Origin of the sequence: Ochrobactrum sp. SSR (assembly GCF_030067775.1) — a bacterium.
Classification (GTDB): Bacteria; Pseudomonadota; Alphaproteobacteria; order Rhizobiales; family Rhizobiaceae; genus Brucella; species Brucella teleogrylli.
Genome location: NZ_CP125971.1, coordinates 80,262 through 99,398, shown reverse-complemented (window position 1 = coordinate 99,398; position 19,137 = coordinate 80,262). Strand labels below are relative to the sequence as shown.

Here is a 19,137-nt window from a genome sequence, read left to right as displayed (position 1 = left end):
GTCTTTTTTATCAGTCCTTGCGGGCTTTCTTCACGATGTTCATGAATTCCTTGGCGCGTTCCGGATCGACCGCATTCCAGGTGTTACCATCGACCTTCAGCGACGAACCGACAATGCAGCCATCGGCAATCTTGAGGATATCGGCGACGGTTGCATGACGCACGCCCGTATTGGCCAGAACCGCCGTGTTAGGCAGGACCCGCTTGACGGCTTCGAGGTCCGAAACATTGGCGGCTTCACCGGTGATCGTGCCCGACACCAGAACGGCATCCGGAATGGACGAGAAGACTGCCGAACGTGCCCGGTCGGGGAGGGGGCGGCGATCCATTGAATCCGCGAATTCAGCAGATACGTTGTCCAGCATGACAAGATCCGAACGGCCAAGACGATTGCGATAGCGCATCGTTTCACCCGCATTTGGCGTCCATGGCCCCATGTCGGAGGCATAAGTGCCAGTCAGGATTTCGCGCATGAAGGACGCGCCGGTTGCCGTGGCCAAAGCGACCGAGCTTTTGGGGTCCCAGAGAACGTTAACGCCAAAAGGCTTTGCGATTTCACCACGCAGGCGGCCAATGACATAGGCCATGGTCGCCGTGGAAGCGACGTCGACAGCAAGTTCGTATGGACGGTCGTTTTCGTTGCCGAACATGACAGCATCGACATCAGCGTCCTGCAAAGCAGTAAGATCGCGACGCGCTGCCTCGACGATACCTTCGATGCCAGCTTCCGGGTCATAAAGCGGAGCGCCAGGCATCGGGTTAAGATGCACCATCGCGATGATGGGCTTCTTCGTCGGGAAAAGATCAAAAAACTTGCTCATGGTGAACCCCTTTGTTGTGCCGGTCTTCGGTTCAATCCGGAGACGGCGTTAGCTTCGTATTCTTCTTCCGACCTCGGGTCGGTTGATCTTCATGCGGTCTGCACGCTCACATGTGAGCGCGCAGGATTGCCGGTAGCTCTGCGTAGTTATCCAGGTAGTGGTCGATTGGATTTCCGGGCTGTTCAGCCAAACCGTAGCCGACGACCTTCATGCCTGCGGCATGTGCTGAGATTGCTCCGGTCAAACTGTCTTCGATTGCTATCATCTGTGCTGGAGCAAGGCGTAGCCGCTCGGCCGCAGCCAGATAAGGCTCTGGATCAGGCTTGCCATGCAGCACATCGTTGATGCTGATGGAGAAGCGAAGCTTGTCTGCAATTCCAAGCGCGGCGATGTTGGTGTCGACAATATTTCGACCGGAATTTGAGACGCATACCTGCAACAGACCGTATTCCATTGCCGCGTCCATTGCTTGCAGGACGCCCGTGATGGGCCGAAGTTCGCCCGCATGGGCGATGTAATGGTCACGAATGCGTTCGATCCATGGCTCAAAGCTCAAATCGGCTGGCAATCGCGGTTTGACAGCTTCAAAGACAGCATCCATATGGACCCCGCGAAATCGTTCTTCTGGAATATCGCTGAGATCGGTGCCGAAATGCGCCGTGCCGGCCAGAAGTGCCTTATGGTGAAGCGGCTCACTATCTACGAGCGTACCGTCAATATCCCATGCGATGGCTTTGATCGTCATCGTTGTGATTACTCTCTGTAAAGCGGCTTGAGGTTGGTGTAGATTTCGCGGAAACGTTGGTAACCGCTGTTGTAAGTCACTGCATTTTCAGGCCGTGGCTGGATGAGATCGCCATTTTCAACGAAGGCGGCAATTCCCGACCAGCCGTCTACGGCGTTTGCGCCCACAGCCGCCGCCCAGGCTGCGCCTAATGATGAGCCTGGATGCCCTTTGAGCTGACGAATTGGAGCCTGAAGCACGTCCGCCATGATCTGCATCCAGACGCGGCTGTTCGCGCCGCCGTCAGAAGCGAGATATTGCTTGGGGTGGTGTCCCATATCCTGAAGCACCTCGATATGGTGGCGTGCAGCATAGGCATAGGCCTCAAGCAATGCCCGCCAAACATGGCCGACCTTGTGATTGAGACTAAGACCGGTAATGGTGCCTCGGGCAAAGGGGTCATGGATAGGCGTCTTCTCGCCAAGAAAATACGGAACAATCGCCACGCCGTCAGCGCCCGCATCGATTTTCGCGGCAAGCGTATCGAGATGCTGGTGCAAGCTTAAACCCGCATCAACTGCAGCTTGCTTTTCGCCGCCTGCAAAGTTCTCGGCAAACCAGTTGAGCCCGGAACCGCCGGTCGACATGCAGCCATTCGGCATATAAAGCCCCGGTACCAGATGGTAGTCGAGGAACATGCGCGGATCTGGCGCTGCCTTTGCGGTCGCAACCAGAATGTCCAGCGCGCCGCCAAATTTGAGCAGTACCTGACCTTCTTGCGAAACACCTGCCGCAAGCGCTGAGGCAATCATATCGGCAGCGCCGCCGACGACCGGTGTCCCCTCTGCAAGGCCCGTGGAGAGGGCAGCGGATTTCGTTATCGTTCCCATGACCGCATGAGATGAGACCTTCGCTGGAACGACCGACAAAGGCAGGTGGGTGAGCGCGATCAACTCCGGGGACAACTCGTTGGTTGCGATGTCGACAAAACCAGCTTCCAGAGCCCAGTTTTGTTCAATCCGCCGTTCTCCGGTCAGTTTCCAGTTAATGTAATCATAGGAGCCGAAAACGGTTGCGATCTTGGCAAAGACCTCTGGTTCGTGCCGTTCGATCCAGCGCAGCTTGGTGGCGACAAGCTGCTGGTTTATGCCGTTGCCAGCCTTGGCAATGAATTCAACTTCCTCGATTTCACTGCGCAGTTCCGCGACCTCAGCGGCGACACGTCCATCGCTTTGCTGAATGCTCGGTCGAAGCACAGCACCATTCTCGTCAAGGAGAACAACTGCAGGCAGCATACCAGTGACGCCAACGCCTACAATCTCGGTGGTTGAGATGCCGGCTGCACCAATCAGCTCTTGAATGATGGCACAGCAATTGCTCCACCATTGTTCCGGGTCTTCTTCAGCCCAACCGGGCTGACGCGACGTCAGGGTAACGGGTCGCGATGTGATGCCGAGCACTTCGTCCGGAAGTCGCACGAGAATGCCGATTGTAGAGGTGGTGCCGATATCAAGACCTAGAACGCAGCTCATGGAAATTTCCGGTCAAATGCCTGTAACTGGGGGAGCGATAATGATCTCGACATTCGCTCTGGAAAGCGCGCTGGCGATATTCGGAGGAGGGGCCGCGTCGCTGATCAAGGTGTCGATTTCGTCGAGATCGGCGATCCTGATGAGGGACATATGGTTGAACTTGGCGCTATGGCAGAGAAGCACCTTGCGATTGGCGCGGCGCAGGTAAACCCGCTTCAGGTCACTGTCTTCCGGCGAATAATCGAAGAGACCATCTGCCGTAATGCCCGAAACGCCAATAAAGGCGATATCAAACCACAGGCGCTCGAACTCATCGCAGGCCGACTTGCCGCAGATGGAAAGCTCTTCACCGCGGATCTGACCCGCAGGGACATAGACTTCGCGTTGTGCGCCGCCGAGAAGCTGCGCGGTCCGGAGGCTGGATGTAAAAAACTTGACGCCCACGGTGTCACACAAGGCTTCGGCGAGAAGATAAGTGGTCGAACCGACATCAAGCGCGACGCTCATGCGGCGTTCAACAAGCTCCAGTGCCTTGGCAACGATGCTCATCTTTTCGGGGTTGTGTTCACGCAGGCGGGCTGAAAAAGCAGGTTCCTCGCGGTCGAGAAAAGGCTCCGGCGCGTCCTCGTCGATAACCGCTCCGCCATGGGTTCGAACAAGCAGGCCATCGCGCTCCAGTTCAACGAGATCACGGCGAATGGTCATTTCAGAGACGCCAAGTTCAGCAGCGATATCAACAACCTGGAGGAATCCACGCTTGCGTGCGGCGTCGACGAGATGGGCATGGCGAACGCGGGCAGGCAGCCGTTTTGCTTCTGCTGGCTGGATGTCCTTTTGCTTGTCCGTCATACTTTCCTCCGGTGGTTCGACCAGACATTCAACTTATTCATTAGGAGAAGGAACGAACAAAATCAATCTCAAAAAAACATAAACGAACATAATTTTATGTATTGCCAACATAATCAAACAGTGAATATGCTTTTTCGTGATCGATAACATTCGTTCCGAGGGTGAACAAAATGACCAACGCTGCAATGCCGGGCAAACTGGCCAGCGAACTGAACGGAAAGCGCGCCATTGTGACGGGGGCTGCTTCCGGCATAGGCAAAGCGATAGCGCGTGCATTGGCGCGCCATGGCGTTCGTATCGCAATTGCCGATATCAACGGTGATGCTGCGAAACGCGCAGCAAGCGAACTTGGCGGGGATGCTGTCGGACTGGCGATGGACGTCAGCCAGCGCGCATCCGTCGAGGCGGGTTTCGAAGCTCTGATCGCCCAATGGGGTGGTCTTGATATTGTCGCGGCAAATGCCGGTGTTTCCACGATGAACCGTGCCGTCGACCTCACTGACAAAGAGTGGAACTTCAATTTCGACGTGAACACACGTGGCGTGTTTCTGACCAATCAGATTGCCGCCCGCTATTTTCTCGCCAGCGACACCAAGGGCGTGATCGTCAATACGGCATCGCTCGCCGCCAAGATTGGGGCACCGCTTCTGGCCCATTATTCAGCAAGCAAATTTGCAGTTCTTGGTTGGACACAAGCACTGGCGCGTGAACTCGCGCCGAATGGAATTCGCGTGAACGCAGTTTGTCCCGGTTTCGTCAAAACCTCCATGCAATCGCGCGAAGTGGAATGGGAAGCAGAACTGCGCGGCATTACACCTGAACAGGTCATTGCCGATTATGTATCGCAGACTCCGCTGGGTCGTCTCGAAGAACCGGAAGATGTCGCTGAAGTGGTTGTGTTCCTCTGCTCGGATGGCGCGCGCTTTATGACCGGACAAGGCATCAATGTGACCGGCGGCGTCTATACGACCTAGTGCAGACAAGGCGCTTCACGCCAGATGTGAGGCGCCCACGAACAAGAATGGCTGACAAAGTGCAGTCACCTCCAGGGGAATAACGGCGGCCGGCTAAAAATGGCCCGTGTCGCTGATCGTGCAGAAGGGTAGACCTGAATGGCGTCGATCGAACTAGAACACGTCTCCAAACTATACGCCAATGGCGCCTATGGGGTGCGTGATGTCGATCTCAAGATCGAGGACGGCGAGTTTGTAATTTTTCTCGGACCATCTGGTTGCGGGAAATCGACGACATTGCGCATGATAGCAGGGCTTGAGGGCATCACCTCCGGCGACCTGCGTATTGGCGGTAAATCCGTGACGCGGCTCCCGCCAAAAGATCGCAATGTTGCGGTCGTGTTTCAATCCTATGCACTCTATCCGCATATGAGCGTGCGGCAGAATATGGGCTTCGGTCTCAAGATGCGTGGCGTGCCCGCTGCCGAGATTGCAGCCAAGGTTTCCGATGCTGCCAATATGCTGGGGCTGAACAAATATATTGATCGCAAACCTGCCGCACTGTCCGGCGGGCAGCGCCAGCGCGTTGCGCTTGGCCGGGCGATTGTCCGCGAGCCCAACGCCTTTCTTCTCGACGAACCGCTTTCAAACCTTGATGCACAATTGCGCGCAGAAATGCGGCTGGAACTGGTCAAGTTGCATCGCAGGCTTGGCAAGACCATCATCCATGTGACGCACGATCAGGTCGAGGCCATGACCATGGGAGATCGCATCTGTATCATGCGCGACGGTGTGATGGTTCAGGTGGGGGCTCCTCTGGAGGTTTATGCCAATCCTGCGGATACGTTTGTTGCAAAGTTTCTGGCGACACCGCCGATGAATCTCATCCCTGTGCAACTAATGCCATCTGACGATGGCGAGTTGCAGGCAAAGGGCGATGGTGTCGATATTCGCATTCCAGCGATGCATAAGCCGCATTATGCGGCCAGCAGCGGCAAACCGCTTCTGTTAGGCATCAGGCCTGAAGACATCTACGAAGCCCAGAACAATCCCGATTGGCAACCGCTCGATCTGACTGTCGTTGCGGTCGAAAAACTGGGCGTCGAGACGGTCGTCATCGGGCAGATTGGAAACGACAAACCGCTGGAACTGAATGCCCGCGTGAGCCGCCACTTTACCGCTGAAGTCGGGCAAAAGGTACGGTTGTTCATCGATACCAAACCGATGCATCTCTTTGATGCCCAGACGGAAAAGGTCATCAAACGACCACCGTTAGAACCCGGCCTTGTGACGGTCTAGGAGACGGTGATGCGCAAGATAGTCATCCATACGGGCCTTTTCATCGTATCGCTTGCGATCCTGTTACCATTGCTGTGGACTCTTCGAACAAGCTTTGTTCCGGAGCAGATGGCCTATTCCACCGAACTGATGCCTCAGTTCACCTTTCAGAACTATGTGGATCTGTTCACGCAAAAGCGCTTTGGCGTCTATTACCTCAACAGTCTGATTGTGGCGACGGGCTCTGTGCTACTCGCGCTGCCCTTTGCGGCAATGACGGGCTATTCCTTTGCGCGCTTCAAGACCGGCGGTCCGCTGGCCCGTTTCACCGTGCTTGCCACTCAGATGCTTCCGCCAGTGGCTATTGTCTTGCCAGCCTTCATGGTGTTCCGCTCAGTGGGCATGACCAATTCTGTGCTCGGCCTGACGATTGCTTATGCTGCAATCAATCTGCCGTTCCTGATCTGGATTCTCATGGGTTTCTTCGAGGGTATTCCTGTCGATCTGGAATGGGCAGCGCAGACAGATGGCGCCAGCGCCTGGGGTGCGTTCTGGCGTATTGTCGTGCCTGTTTCTCTGCCCGGTATCGCAGCGGCAGGTGTGCTGGGCTTCATCCTTGCCTGGAACGAATTCCTGTTTGCTCTGGTGCTAAGCGGCCCGGCGACAGCGACCGTGCCTGTCGGTCTTGCCTCTCTACAGACCTCCAACGGGGTTCAGATTGCGAAAGTGGCGGCGGGCGTCATTCTGGCCATTTTGCCGCTCGTGATCGCATCGCGTTTCATCCAGCGCTTCATCGTGCAGGGGCTCACATTCGGCAGCGTCAAATGACGCCAAGATAAATTGCATGCAGGTAAACATAACAAAGGGAACCACGAAAATGCTGAAATATGGGAACAAATTATTGGCGAGCGTCAGCCTGCTTCTTCTGGCGGGTGCGGGATACGCACACGCGGAAACCGTTACGCTGCGCGCACTGATGGAAGATGTGCCCGAAACGCACATCATTGAAAAACTGCTGCCGGACTTCGAGAAGGAAACCGGCATCAAGGTGGAATTTGAAAAAGTGGGCTATGGCGACATGCATGACAAGCTCGCCACGCAGCTTGTCTCGCCGGAAAGCTATTACAATCTCCTTGAGGTAGATTTTCTATGGGCGGGCGAATTTCCCGCTGCCGGTTGGTTGACTGATCTGAAGCCTCTTGCCGAACGCGACAAGCTTGATCTGTCCGAATTTATCCCCTCAACACTCGATCTGCTTGGCCGGACCGACCAGGCCATGCCGATCCTGCCGATGTACAACTACTCGATGGGAATGCTTTATCGAAAAGACCTGCTGGACGATCCAAAGCTCAAGGAAGCCTATAAAAGCGAGTTCAATGCCGAGCTGAAGAAGCCAGAAACGCTTGAAGACTATGTGCAGGTCGCCAAATTCATGAAGGCGAAGGCAAATGTTGCGGGCACGGCCATGCAGGGCCAGCGTGGCGATCCGAACAGCATGGAGTTCTCCAACTACCTGTTCTCGGCAGGTGGCGGCTATCTCGACAAGGACCGCAAGGTTACGCTCGACAGCCCGGAAGCCGTCAAGGCGCTTACGCTTTATGTCGATGCGATCAAGAATGCGGCGCAACAAGGCGCACTGTCGGCCACATTGGATGATACGATGCGCCTCATGTGCAGCGGCGAAGCTTTCAGCATGGTCACCTATTGGTGGATGCTGCCTCAGATGGACAATGCCGAAAAGTGCCCGAATGTTGCTGGCAAGGTCGGTCTTTCCGTGATGCCGGGTGGCCACGGCGAAAGCGGTGGCTGGGGTTGGGGCATTCCGAAGAACACATCACCAGAAGCACAGGAAGCAGCCTGGACTTTCATCAAGTGGGTGCAGAGCAAAAAGATCGGCGTCGCACGCGCGCTTGAGGGCCATGCGCCTGTCAGCGAAGCTGTCTACAAGGACGCCGACGTCTTGAAGAAGTACCCGTTCTATGAACAGGCTCTGGATGTTGTCGCTTCTGGAAAGTCGTTCCCGATATTCGCCTATTCGGCGCAGTATGAAGATGTTCTCGGCACGCAAGTATCGCAGGCGGCAGGCGGCGAGATTGCGCCGGACGCAGCCATAAAGGCAGCCGCTTCCGGTCTGGAAGACCTTCTCAAGAAATAATGCTTTGCCGCCCTCCCTGTTGAAGGGAGGGCGGCAGAAAATTTTCAGTTTCATCCCGGCGGCATTCTAGGAAACATTCGTATGTCCACGTACACCACTGCAATCGACGGAACCTGGAAAACCGGCTGGGCGTTTTCCTTGCCAGGATTACTGACACTTGCAGTCGTCATGGGGCTGCCGCTTCTGTATGCCGTTCTCATGTCGATTTCCTCGATGACACTGATGCGGCCATCGCTGTTACCGTTCACGGGCTTTGAAAACTACGCGCGGATCATGAGCAATGCGCAGTTCTGGAGTTCACTATGGCTGACAGTCAAATACTCGATCGTCACCGTGGTTGCCGAGTTTATACTCGGGTTGGGGATTGCGCTCATGCTGAACGCGGTCGTGAAAACCAAACCCATCTACTTCGCAATCCTGACCATACCGATGGCCATGTCTCCGGTAAGTGTCGCCCTTATCTGGCGTATGCTGCTGCAGCCCAATCTGGGTATCGTGAACCACATGATGGAGACCATAGGTCTGCCAAGGCTTGACTGGCTTGGCTCGTCCGACCTCGCGATCTGGTCTATGGCAGCCATCGATATCTGGCAGCAAACATCCTTTGTCGTGCTTATCCTTGCGGCTGGACTGGCTTCGTTGCCGCGCGATCCTTACGAGGCGGCGGAAGTAGACGGCGCTGGCAAGATCGAACAGTTCTGGTACTTGACGCTGCCGATGTTGCGTCCCGTTGCGGCTATCGCCATCATCATCCAGCTGATCAATGAGTTCCGCACGTATGATCTGACTTATGTTCTCACTAAGGGTGGCCCCGGCACGTCGACGGAAGTCTTGAGCTTCTTCGCCTATAGACAGGCGTTTCTTGGACTCTCCCTCAACGAGGGGTCGGCAGCAGCATTCATCCTGCTTCTGATCGTGCTCGTCATAACAATTGTCTTCTTCTGGGTCCTAGAAAACAGACAGTTTCGGGACGTCGGCTAACCCTTAGCAAGACTATGCTGTTTCAGCCTTACTTCATTTCGGGCAGAAGCAACCGCTCAGAGCACCAGGTCCAAACGGCATCGACCGCCTTTCTCGGTGAGGTTGAGCGTTTGCGGATAAGGTAATAATCTGGTTCTATCATGATTGTAGGCTCGGCCACTTGCACCAGTCGTCCGGTCGCCAGGTCGGACGCAACGAAGGCTCTACATGCGAGAGCGACGCCTTGACCGGCGAGAGCAGCATCCAGTGCAAGTGCTGTCTGGTTGAACATCGCACCTGGCAGTTTTCCTTTTGAGCCAAGAAGCTCGGGCCAGTGATTATGCGCATCGTGCAGAAGCGGCATTTCCCGAAGCTGTTCGCTTGTCAGTGGCAAAGACCTACCGTCGATGAGATAGGGGCTGGCAACAGCTACCAGTTCCTGACGAAACAACAGTTTTGCATCAAGCGTAGACGGGAAAGGCGGCCGCGTGAGGCGCACCGCAATGTCCACATTGTCCCGGTCAAAATCGGAAACCGCCTCCGTCGCAACGGTGCGCAATTCCACGCCTGCGAGATCTGCATGAAGTCTGGCCAGTCGTGGAATAAGAAGTTTCGCCGCGACAGTCGGCGTAACGCTAATCGTAACCGTCTCCGGTCTGTCCAGAAGCCGTCCGGTGGCGTCTCCAAGCGTATCGAAGGCTCGGGTCACATCCGCCAGATAGTTCGCACCTTGCGTCGTCAGGGCTAATCCACGTGGCAGGCGATGAAAAAGCGTCAGGCCGAGATGATCCTCCAACGCACGGACTTGTTGTGCAACAGCGCCTTGCGTGACACGCAATTCGTCCGCTGCGGCGCGGAAATTCAGCCTGCGGCCCGAAGCTTCAAAGGCGCGCAGGGCATTTAATGGAGGCAATTTGCGGCGTGACGGGTTCATGGATTAGCCTGTAGATTTTCTACAATATAATGCGTTTCTTTCTGGCGCGAAAGTCTTATCAAAATTTGGCATAGTGTGCTCAAGATCGAAACAAAGGAGCCTTTGATGTCTGGAGAAAAAGTTGCAATCATCACCGCTGGCGGTTCCGGCATGGGCGCTGCGGCTGCACGAAAGCTGGCACAGGACGGATATCGCGTAGCGATCTTGTCTTCGTCCGGCAAGGGCGAAGCGCTGGCGCAGGAATTGGGCGGCGTGGGCGTCACCGGCTCAAATCTGGTCAATGACGATGTGAAGCGACTTGTCGATCTGGCGATGGACAAGTGGGGCAGGGTGGATGCACTGGTTAATTCTGCCGGTCATGGTCCGCGTGCGCCGATCCTTGAGCTGACCGACGAAGACTGGCACAAGGGCATGGAGGTTTACTTCCTGAGCGCCGTGCGCCCGATCCGTCTGGTAACGCCGATTATGGAAGCACAGGGCGGCGGCGCTATCGTCAATATTTCGACGGCATGGGCCTCGGAGCCTTCGGCTATGTTTCCGACTTCGGCAACATTCCGGGCGGGTCTGGCCAGCTTCACCAAGATCTTCGCGGATAACTATGCCGCCAAGAACATCCGTATGAACAATGTGCTGCCCGGCTGGATCGACAGTCTTCCGTCTACTGATGAGCGGCGCGACAGCGTGCCGATGAATCGCTATGGCACGGCAGAGGAAATCGCCGCGACGATCGCGTTTCTGGTGTCTGATGGGGCAGGTTACATCACCGGGCAGAACCTTCGCGTTGACGGTGGTGTGACCCGTTCCGTTTGATCGGTTCTTGTTTGGAACAATCAAGAAGCGGTGTCGGTCATTGGGCCAGCGCCGCTTTTTATCATATGGAGTGACATAGAATGGAACCTATCGAGGAAGTGGAACTTGCTGCTTGGGCCGAGCTTGAAGCGGCGGCGTCTTCTCCGGAATCCTGCTTCCGTTATGTGAATCTCTGTTCGGTTGATGCCGAAAACCTCCCTCAGGCGCGAATGGTTGTGCTTCGGCGAACCGACGTGACCAAACGGATGCTTGAATTCCACACGGATACACGCAGTGCCAAATGGCGTGAATTTGGCGCGCATCCTTATGCGACCTTGCTCGGTTACTGTTCACAGACGCGTTTGCAGCTTCGATTGCAGGGAACGGTAGAGCTTCACGCGCCGGGTAGCCCAGTTGCCGAAACAGCTTGGGAAATGCTCCCTGCTAGGACGCGTGCGACCTATGCAGGAGGCCCACCCGGAGATGAGCTTGCCTTTGTAACTGACGAGCAGCCCTTTGTATCGGAACTTGCAGACGGTGCTGATGGTAAAGAGCACTTCGGCGTGCTGGCTTTCCGCGCCGACACATTGGATTGGTTTCAGCTTCGGCGGGAGAGCAATCGCAGGGCGCGATTCAGCTATGACCCTGCTGGCGTGGTCATGGCCTCTGAATGGATCAACCCTTGATACGAAACTACCTCGCTTGCAAGTTGCACTTCAAGCTTGAACCCACCCCTGTTATACAATTGGATCGCGTAATCTATCTTATGGAACCTTCACCTGCAACGGCCAAGGTTTCACTCCGTGTCTATCGCAACGACTTCAATCCGATTGCGTCCATTATTCTTTGCGACATACAGCGCCTTGTCAGCATGTATCATCACGTCATCGAACTTCATCGTTTTGTTCTGGACGACAAGTCCGATCGACACCGTGACTGATATTGACGCGTCGCCTATAGAAAACAGATTTCTCGCAACGGTGTTACGGACTAGTTCGGCGGCCATTTCTGCATCACGGCTGCTTTTTTCGCCAAAAATGATTACGAACTCCTCACCGCCTGTACGAGCAATAAAATCATCAGCCTGCAGAACGGCTTTTAGTCTTTGTGCAAGCGTTTGCAAAACGACGTCGCCTGAAAAATGACCATAACGATCATTGATGGATTTGAACTGATCGATATCGAGGATTGCAACTGCCCGGTGACTGGATGTTTCCTCGGTGGACCCTATGATCGACGTGCCATAGGCAATCAGGGAACGCCGGTTTGGCAGGTCTGTTAAATAATCGCGTGATGCAGCATTCTGCCAACGGCGTTTGACCTGATCGGAGCACATGAGCAAAAATGTTGTGGTTCCAATAACCGGCAATACCGATAGAAACACTGGCGTCACGCTGTTCATCCAGTGGGTGTTGTCCGCAATCGTGAAATTCGGTTGTGTATCTAGCGAAACGTAAAGGATTGCGCGCAGTATCGTAGTAAGCGCCGCCATTATGTAAATTACAGCCATCGCAAACCGACTACGGGATTGATACTCCTTTGAGTGTTCGGGACTGATCAGGATAGCTGTCGAGGCCAACATGATGATAGTCCAAAGAATCGAAACGATGACCACCCGCACTTTGATGTCTGGAACGAAGACAACGTAATAAAGAAACGGGAGCATACCCAAGACCGGCACCAACAGAACGTGCGAGTAAAGGGGCAAACCGTGAAACTGTCTGATGGCCAGATGATACATGCTCAGCGCTATCATCAAAACCACATTTGCCGTAATGATCGCCAGGTTCGACGGCAAGTAAACTTCGGCAGCGAATATTCCACATCCAAGGGCGACGAGCAGTGTCGCCCATTGCCATATCCGTGCGGCAGGTCTTAGCGTGGTTGGAAAATCGGAGAGGATTGCACTCAGGACGCCGCCATTCGCAAGAATGATCAGCATCACTGTGATATAGACCGACTTTGCATCCATGTCTCGCCTCTTCGATGCTGAAGAAGTCGAAAAGCTCCCCAGTCGCCGGATTGTTTATACTAAATCGACATATTTTTCCAAATCAAATAAGACACGATAATTACTGCTTAGGCGGGAATACAGGTTTAGGCGCCGGGAAAGATATTCAAACAATCAATCGGATAAATTATTAACCTCTACCTCATAAGCATTTTTCGCATTTTCTGGTTTTCGGCGTTGAGCTTTTCAGCCAACTGCCGTTTTAGTGCAGTATTCTCGGCCTCAAGCGCTTGCAGTTCATCCAGAATATCAAGTTTCGCTCTCGGAGATGGTTTTGCCTTTACCGGCTTGTCAGCAATCGGCTTCAAGTGACGGCGAGGAATTCGCTTTTTCTTTTCAGGCGTTGCCGAGACGAGAGCGGCGATAGCCGGAAGGGTTTCGGTTTCTTGCGGTGACGCGATTGCTTCCAAGATTACCGGCTCAACAACGGCTTTCCCCTGTGGGGCGGGTTCTTCGATGGTCTCAGCAGGCTTGCTGCCAGTTTGCGAGATAGCGGGCTTTGACGGCTCGACTGCGAGCGGCGCCTTGACATCCTCGTCCACTTCACGGGCAATCGATTTCAGATCAAGGTTGCCCCAAAGAGAGTTGCCGCTCTTGCGCGCACGCCGGTTCTTATATTCAACCACAACATTGCGGATTGGATTCTTCATCCGAAAATAGCTTTCTCGATCAAATTCCATGGAAGTGTACGACAGGTACTGCGCTCTACCTATAGATTTCGGGGCCCGTTTTCAACAATCAATCCGCCTTCACAATAGATCGCTCGCCGCATGTCTTTGGATGGCATCTCTTCACAAATTGTCAAAGTAATGGCACTTATGGTTGCATTAAGCATTGTCCCATATATTCGGCACCCGGAAAGCTTACCCGAGTATCAATTCAGGAGAAACTGAACATGGCTGATGAAACCATTGTAGAAGCAAACCAGACCGCTGCCGCAGAGCCCGCAAGCAGCAAGCCGAAAACCCGCGCACCGCGCAAGAAGGCCGAGCCTAAAGCAGCCGCTGCAAAGCCTGCGGCGAAGGCAGCCAAGGCTCCCAAAGCTGCCAAGAGCGCACCCAAGGCCGCTGCAGCTGCTGCAGCACCAGCTGGTCGCAAGGTGAAGAAATATTCGCCAGCCGAACGCGCTTCTATTCTTGCCTCCGTTGAAAAGGCTACCAAGGGTGGCAAGGTCACGTTGAAAGCTGCATTGCAGCAGGCTGAAGTCAGCGAACAGACCTATTACAACTGGAAGAATGCTGCTGGAAAGACCGCAGCACCGGCTGCTGCCAAGGCATCGTCGAGCGACGATCTCAAGGCGCTTGTTGCACTGGAAGCTGAAAACCTCAAGCTGCGCAAGGAACTGGCTGCAAAGCTTCGCTCCGAAAACACCGAATTGCGCAAGCGTCTCGGCAAGGCATAACAAACAACCCACTTGGGGCAGCCCCTGCCCCAACCCGACCATGACACAAAACATGTGGCCCGCCGGAAAGCGGGCCACATGTTTTACTTTTGTACTAAGAAATTACCGTTATATGATAGCAGCTTAACCTGACTTATTCGTGTAGTATGTCAATGCATAACCATTTCAACCGTCGTGGTGAAGCTGCGGAAACAGGCACTCAACAAACTTGGCCGCTGTTGGTCTCGGTTCATGGTTGGCTAGCCCTGGTCGCTCATTGGCCTCAATGAAAATGTACTCCGGTCTATCCGGTTTCTTGACCATAAAGTCGATGCCGACCACCGGAATATTGATTGCACGCGCGGCACCACGAGCCGCGTCGACAAGCTCAGGATCGACAATAGATGTGACGTCATGAATGGTCCCGCCAGTATGCAGATTGGCAGCCTTGCGCACCGTGATCTCATGGCCGTCTTCAAGTACGCTATCGAGCGATAGCGCCTGCTCTTGGAGACATCTTTTAGTTTCAGCGTCGATAGGGATGCGGCTTTCACCACCAGTAGCGGCAGAGCGACGACGTGATTGAATCTCGATGAGCTTTCGCACAGGTGTCTTTCCGTCACCCACCACACGTGGGGGCGACGCACCGCTGCTGCGACGAGCTGATAATTGATAATAACCAGACGCAAATCCTCCCCATCAAAACAAGCTTCCAGCAGAACCCGATCACAAACAGTGCGCGCCTGTTTGATTGCCGTTTGCAGCTGCTTCATATCGGATATTCCAACAGAGATCCCCTGGCCCTGTTCTCCGCGCGCCGGTTTGACGACAAGCTTCCCATGTTGACGCAAGAAAGCTTCGAGTATTTCAGGGGGGCGTCGGCGGAAATCTGTGCAGGCACGCTCAGTCCCGCTTTTTCAACAACCCGTCTGGTCACGGCCTTATCATCACAGATCGACATCGCAACGCCGGAGGTCATCTCAGACAGGCTTTCGCGACAATGAACCGAACGCCCCCCGTAAGAGAGACGAAAGAAGCCGCCTTCCGCATCTGTTACATCAACCTGGACACCCCGGCGCATTGCTTCATCCACAATGATCCGCGCATAGGGATTAAGTGCCTCAACGGCTTCGAGACGAGATGCGAAGAACTTTTCATTGATGGCGTTTTTGCACTTAACCGCAAAAAGCGGAACGCGATTGAATCCAAGTTTCTCATACAGACGGATAGCGTTTTCATTGTCATGCAGCACCGACAAATCCATATGACGCAACCCACGCGCCTGAAAATGTTCGGCCAGCATGCGCACCAGCTTTTCACCAATACCGGGTTGACGCGCCTGCGGATGAACCGCGAGGCACCAGAGGGACGCCCCGCGATCAGGATCGTCGAACAAGCGCTGATGGTCGATGCCAGTGACCGTTCCAACAATTTCGCCAGTGGCGTCGTCCTGAGCGACAAAATAGGTCACAGCGCGGTTGACGCGCTCGGCTGAGAAAAAATCTTCCCGAAGCTGAACCATCCCGCACGCTGTATAGACCCCATTGATACCATCTGCATCAGTTTCCGAAATGGCGCGACGAATGGTGATGCCGCGTGTGCGACGCCCGCCAGCCCGGTAGGTCGACAGTTCCAGACGGTAAGTATGCGACGGATCGAGAAAAATCTCGTGCGGTGCCAGCGACAATAGCACATGCGGATCGCTGACATAAAACAGGATATCTCTACTTGCCGGAGCTTCGGCCCGCATCGCGTCAACAATGGCTTGGTTGCTGTCAAATGTCTGAGCAAACAACAAACGGCCCCATCCACAATCGAGTGCTACATTGCGATGCCTGCTATCAGTTTCCGCCTTATGGCCTTGAGAATGCTCCTGGTAAAACCCTGCACTTTCAGGCGTGCGCAAGCGTGTCAGACGATGCGAAAGAGCTTTACCGCCCCTGGCTTTCTGCCGGGTCATACGTTCCTCACCATGGTTATGCATTTATGCCTCCTGCGTCTGGAGCCACATCTCCAACAGGCCCGCCTGCCACAATTCCGACCCACGCAATGGCGTGATGTGGTCTGAGGGTTTTGTGAACAGACGCTCCAGGTAGTCGCGCTGAAAAAGCCCACGTTCGCGCGCCTTCTGGGATGACAACGCATCGCGCAACATGTCGAGATAGGGCCCGGCGATATATTTGAGCTGCGGCACCGGAAAATAACCCTTCTTCCGGTCGATGACCTCGCTTGGGATGATCTTCCGCGCAACGTCCTTGAGGATACCTTTGCCGCCGTCGCGCAGCTTTTCCTCAGGAGGTATCCGCGCTGCCAGTTCAACGAGCTCATGGTCAAGGAAGGGCACCCGCGCTTCCAGACCCCATGCCATCGTCATGTTATCGACGCGTTTGACCGGGTCGTCCACGAGCATCACATTGGTATCGAGCCTCAACGCGCGATCCACGGGCGTATCGGCGCCATCCTCAAGCAGCCTCTCTTCCAGAAGTTGCTGGCTGTAATCCTGTTCAGACATCCACTCCGGAGACAATTGCGTTGCGAGCACTGCATGCGTCCGGTCGCGGAATCCCTTGGCATAGTCGCTGACCACATCGTTGGAATCGACGAGAGGCGGATACCAGTGATAGCCACCGAACACCTCGTCTGCGCCCTGCCCCGATTGGACAACCTTGATGTGCTTCGACACTTCCTTCGAGAGGAGGTAAAAGCCCACATTGTCATAGGAAACCATCGGCTCCGACATGGCGGCAATGGTTCCAGGCAAGGCGTCCATGAGAACCGCCGAAGGAACAAAGATTTTGTGGTGATCCGTTCCGAAATGCTCGGCTATCAGGTCCGAATAGACGAACTCATCGCCTTTCTCACCATTGGCTTCTTCGAAGCCGACAGAAAAACTCATAAGGCCGGTCTGACCTGCTTCAGCCAGCAGCCCTACAATGAGGCTGGAATCCACGCCGCCGGAAAGAAGAACGCCGACCGGAACATCAGAAATCATGCGTCTTTTGACTGCCACACGGAGCATGTCCAACAATTGCTCCTGCCATTCCTCACGGCTCAGAGTGCTGTCACCCGGCAGTCGGCGATAGGGCGCCTGCCAGTAAATCCGGTCTTTGAAATTGCCATTGGCTTCATAAATGCGCATCGTTGCAGGTGGAAGCTTACGCACACCTTCATAGATCGTGCGCGGCGGTGGAACGACCGCGTGAAAGCTCATGTAATTGTGGAGAGCAGCGCGGTCGATTGAAGTATCAACGCCGCCAGCTTTCACCAATGCGGGCAGCGAAGACGCAAAACGCAACGCGCCGTTGACCTCGGCAAGATAGAGCGGCTTTATCCCGAAACGGTCGCGAGCGAGAATGATCCTTCCCGTGTCCCGTTCGTGGATTGCGAATGCGAACATTCCCAAAAATCGAGAGACGCAATTTTCTCCCCATGCATGCCAGGCCTTTAAAATCACTTCCGTATCTCCATCGGAGAAGAAGTGATAACCCTTTGCTTCAAGTTCTGCGCGCAACTCGCGGAAATTGTAGATGCATCCATTGAAAACCAGTGTGAGACCGAGGTCGGCGTCGATCATTGGTTGCTGCGATTTTTCGGAAAGATCGAGGATCCTCAGTCTTCTGTGACCGAAGCCAATATTGCCCCGGATGACGATACCAGATGCGTCCGGCCCGCGGGGGCTTAAAACATCCGCCATTTTCGAGACTGCCGAAACCGATGGCGTACCGCCATCGAACCTGACTTCTCCGCAAATTCCACACATAAAAAGGGTCAAAACCTCCATTGTCATCACGAGAGCCGCTTCAAACGGAAATCCGTTTGTCCCTGCCCTCGTTCATTGCACAGCCCGAAAATTGCTTCACAGCTTACGGGCTATGCCCTCACGAAAGGGGCCGTCGCATAACAACTGGCGGCGGCCCTCATAGTTGCAAATGCAGGAGCGCCGGGATGGTTCCCAATTTTATCGGTTTTTCCTAATCCGCTCCGCCAACTGTCTTGGCCTTCGCGAGCATATAATCTTCGGCAGCTAGCATATGTTCGTAGGCGATGCGTCGTGCATCCTCTGGTCTGTCCTCTATAAGTGCGGCCAGCAGGCGGTGCTGGAAAACAAGGCCAGCTTCACGGGATGCAGGCGTGGGATCTGCATAGATGCTCCGTGCGACAGGCAGGTTCCGCAGAAGATGGTGCGTCAGCCCGCAGATGAAACCGAGCAGTCGGTCAGGACACAATCGCGCCAGCAGCGAATGGAAATCGAGTTCCGCCACACGCTGCTGGCACTGGTCGTCCAGATCGATAGGCGGGCGATCATAAAGGCGCATGGTGTTTTCCAGTTGGATGATATCGCCTTGCATGAGCCTGCCTGCCAGCAATGCCGCAATTTCCGGTTCCAGAAGTTTGCGGATGGAGTAGATTTCGCTCAAGCTTGGCTGATCGAAGAAGAAGAAGCTGCCCAGCATTTCCATAGCATGTCGTGCCGATGGCTCCGCCACAAATGCGCCGCCGCCCGGCCCGCTGCGCGTATAGATAAGCCCTTGCGTTTCAAGTGCTTTCATTGCCTCACGAACAGTCCCCTTGGCGGCTTTGAACTGATCGATCAATTCCTTTTCCTGAGGCAACCGGTCCCCGGGCTCCAAGGTTTTCGCCCTAATGAAATCCTTGATGCGATCGGCGATCTCTTCCGGCCTACGCTTGGCTTTATTCACGCGCGCACGCGCCCGTGTTTCGTCCTTGTTTTTAAGGTCCGTCTTGACCAT

General features: G+C 54.7%; 17 protein-coding genes and 1 pseudogene. 8 read left to right on the top strand and 10 right to left on the bottom strand.

What is annotated here, in order from left to right:
* Window positions 1-10: 10 nt before the first annotated feature.
* The 4 genes from QLQ11_RS17905 to QLQ11_RS17890 all read right to left on the bottom strand — a co-directional run bounded on the left by QLQ11_RS17905 (window position 11) and on the right by QLQ11_RS17890 (window position 3,925).
* Entirely contained in the window at window positions 11-820 is an 810-nt protein-coding gene (locus QLQ11_RS17905; protein WP_283735291.1) for a BtpA/SgcQ family protein, read from the bottom strand.
* A 106-nt stretch (window positions 821-926) separates the two neighbouring features.
* Window positions 927-1,565: an HAD family phosphatase gene (locus QLQ11_RS17900; RefSeq protein WP_109365978.1), complete on the bottom strand. Its 639-nt coding sequence runs from the start codon at window positions 1,563-1,565 to the stop codon at window positions 927-929.
* Between the two features lie 8 nt (window positions 1,566-1,573).
* Window positions 1,574-3,076 carry an FGGY-family carbohydrate kinase gene (locus QLQ11_RS17895; RefSeq protein ID WP_283735292.1) on the bottom strand — a complete coding sequence of 501 codons (1,503 nt, stop codon included), beginning with the start codon at window positions 3,074-3,076 and terminating at the stop codon, window positions 1,574-1,576.
* Window positions 3,077-3,088: 12 nt separating this feature from the next.
* Window positions 3,089-3,925: a DeoR/GlpR family DNA-binding transcription regulator gene (locus tag QLQ11_RS17890; protein ID WP_078337100.1), complete on the bottom strand. Its 837-nt coding sequence runs from the start codon at window positions 3,923-3,925 to the stop codon at window positions 3,089-3,091.
* A 170-nt stretch (window positions 3,926-4,095) separates the two neighbouring features.
* Here QLQ11_RS17890 and QLQ11_RS17885 point away from each other — a divergent pair, with 170 nt between their 5' ends.
* The 5 genes from QLQ11_RS17885 (at window position 4,096) to QLQ11_RS17865 (ending at window position 9,292) form a co-directional block, all read left to right on the top strand.
* Window positions 4,096-4,899, top strand: coding sequence for an SDR family NAD(P)-dependent oxidoreductase (locus QLQ11_RS17885; protein WP_235858937.1), 804 nt, complete (start codon window positions 4,096-4,098; stop codon window positions 4,897-4,899).
* Between the two features lie 138 nt (window positions 4,900-5,037).
* Window positions 5,038-6,177 carry an ABC transporter ATP-binding protein gene (locus QLQ11_RS17880; RefSeq protein ID WP_109365975.1) on the top strand — a complete coding sequence of 380 codons (1,140 nt, stop codon included), beginning with the start codon at window positions 5,038-5,040 and terminating at the stop codon, window positions 6,175-6,177.
* A 9-nt stretch (window positions 6,178-6,186) separates the two neighbouring features.
* Window positions 6,187-6,984 (top strand): carbohydrate ABC transporter permease, encoded by a 798-nt coding sequence (locus QLQ11_RS17875; protein ID WP_283735293.1) that lies wholly within the window; start codon window positions 6,187-6,189, stop codon window positions 6,982-6,984.
* A gap of 49 nt (window positions 6,985-7,033) precedes the next feature.
* The gene (locus QLQ11_RS17870) at window positions 7,034-8,311 is read left to right on the top strand and encodes an ABC transporter substrate-binding protein (RefSeq protein ID WP_171317676.1); all 1,278 of its coding nucleotides are present in this window, start codon (window positions 7,034-7,036) and stop codon (window positions 8,309-8,311) included.
* 81 nt (window positions 8,312-8,392) lie between these two features.
* Complete coding sequence (locus QLQ11_RS17865) at window positions 8,393-9,292, top strand: carbohydrate ABC transporter permease (protein WP_283735294.1); 900 nt, start codon at window positions 8,393-8,395, stop codon at window positions 9,290-9,292.
* 28 nt (window positions 9,293-9,320) lie between these two features.
* Here the strand turns inward: QLQ11_RS17865 and QLQ11_RS17860 are convergent, their stop codons facing one another.
* Window positions 9,321-10,205, bottom strand: a complete 885-nt coding sequence (locus tag QLQ11_RS17860) for a LysR substrate-binding domain-containing protein (RefSeq protein WP_121537889.1) — start codon at window positions 10,203-10,205, stop codon at window positions 9,321-9,323.
* A gap of 105 nt (window positions 10,206-10,310) precedes the next feature.
* On the opposite strand from QLQ11_RS17860, the gene QLQ11_RS17855 reads away from it, so the two are divergent.
* Both QLQ11_RS17855 and QLQ11_RS17850 read left to right on the top strand, forming a co-directional pair.
* A complete protein-coding gene (locus QLQ11_RS17855) occupies window positions 10,311-11,015 on the top strand; it encodes an SDR family oxidoreductase (RefSeq protein WP_078337470.1) in 705 nt (234 codons plus the stop codon).
* 80 nt (window positions 11,016-11,095) lie between these two features.
* A complete protein-coding gene (locus QLQ11_RS17850) occupies window positions 11,096-11,680 on the top strand; it encodes a pyridoxamine 5'-phosphate oxidase family protein (RefSeq protein WP_283735295.1) in 585 nt (194 codons plus the stop codon).
* A 110-nt stretch (window positions 11,681-11,790) separates the two neighbouring features.
* On the opposite strand, the gene QLQ11_RS17845 is transcribed toward QLQ11_RS17850, so the two are convergent.
* The gene (locus QLQ11_RS17845; protein WP_121537893.1) at window positions 11,791-12,966 is read right to left on the bottom strand and encodes a diguanylate cyclase; all 1,176 of its coding nucleotides are present in this window, start codon (window positions 12,964-12,966) and stop codon (window positions 11,791-11,793) included.
* A 176-nt stretch (window positions 12,967-13,142) separates the two neighbouring features.
* On the bottom strand, window positions 13,143-13,655 hold the full coding sequence (locus tag QLQ11_RS17840) for a hypothetical protein (protein WP_121537895.1): 513 nt from the start codon (window positions 13,653-13,655) through the stop codon (window positions 13,143-13,145).
* Between the two features lie 245 nt (window positions 13,656-13,900).
* Here QLQ11_RS17840 and QLQ11_RS17835 point away from each other — a divergent pair, with 245 nt between their 5' ends.
* A complete protein-coding gene (locus QLQ11_RS17835) occupies window positions 13,901-14,407 on the top strand; it encodes a transposase (RefSeq protein WP_121537897.1) in 507 nt (168 codons plus the stop codon).
* Between the two features lie 165 nt (window positions 14,408-14,572).
* Here the strand turns inward: QLQ11_RS17835 and ngg are convergent.
* The 3 genes and pseudogenes from ngg to QLQ11_RS17820 form a co-directional block, all read right to left on the bottom strand.
* Window positions 14,573-16,370: pseudogene (ngg, locus tag QLQ11_RS17830) on the bottom strand (N-acetylglutaminylglutamine synthetase).
* Window positions 16,371-18,146, bottom strand: a complete 1,776-nt coding sequence (locus QLQ11_RS17825) for an N-acetylglutaminylglutamine amidotransferase (protein WP_121537901.1) — start codon at window positions 18,144-18,146, stop codon at window positions 16,371-16,373.
* A gap of 211 nt (window positions 18,147-18,357) precedes the next feature.
* On the bottom strand, window positions 18,358-19,137 hold the full coding sequence (locus QLQ11_RS17820) for a FadR/GntR family transcriptional regulator (protein WP_121537903.1): 780 nt from the start codon (window positions 19,135-19,137) through the stop codon (window positions 18,358-18,360).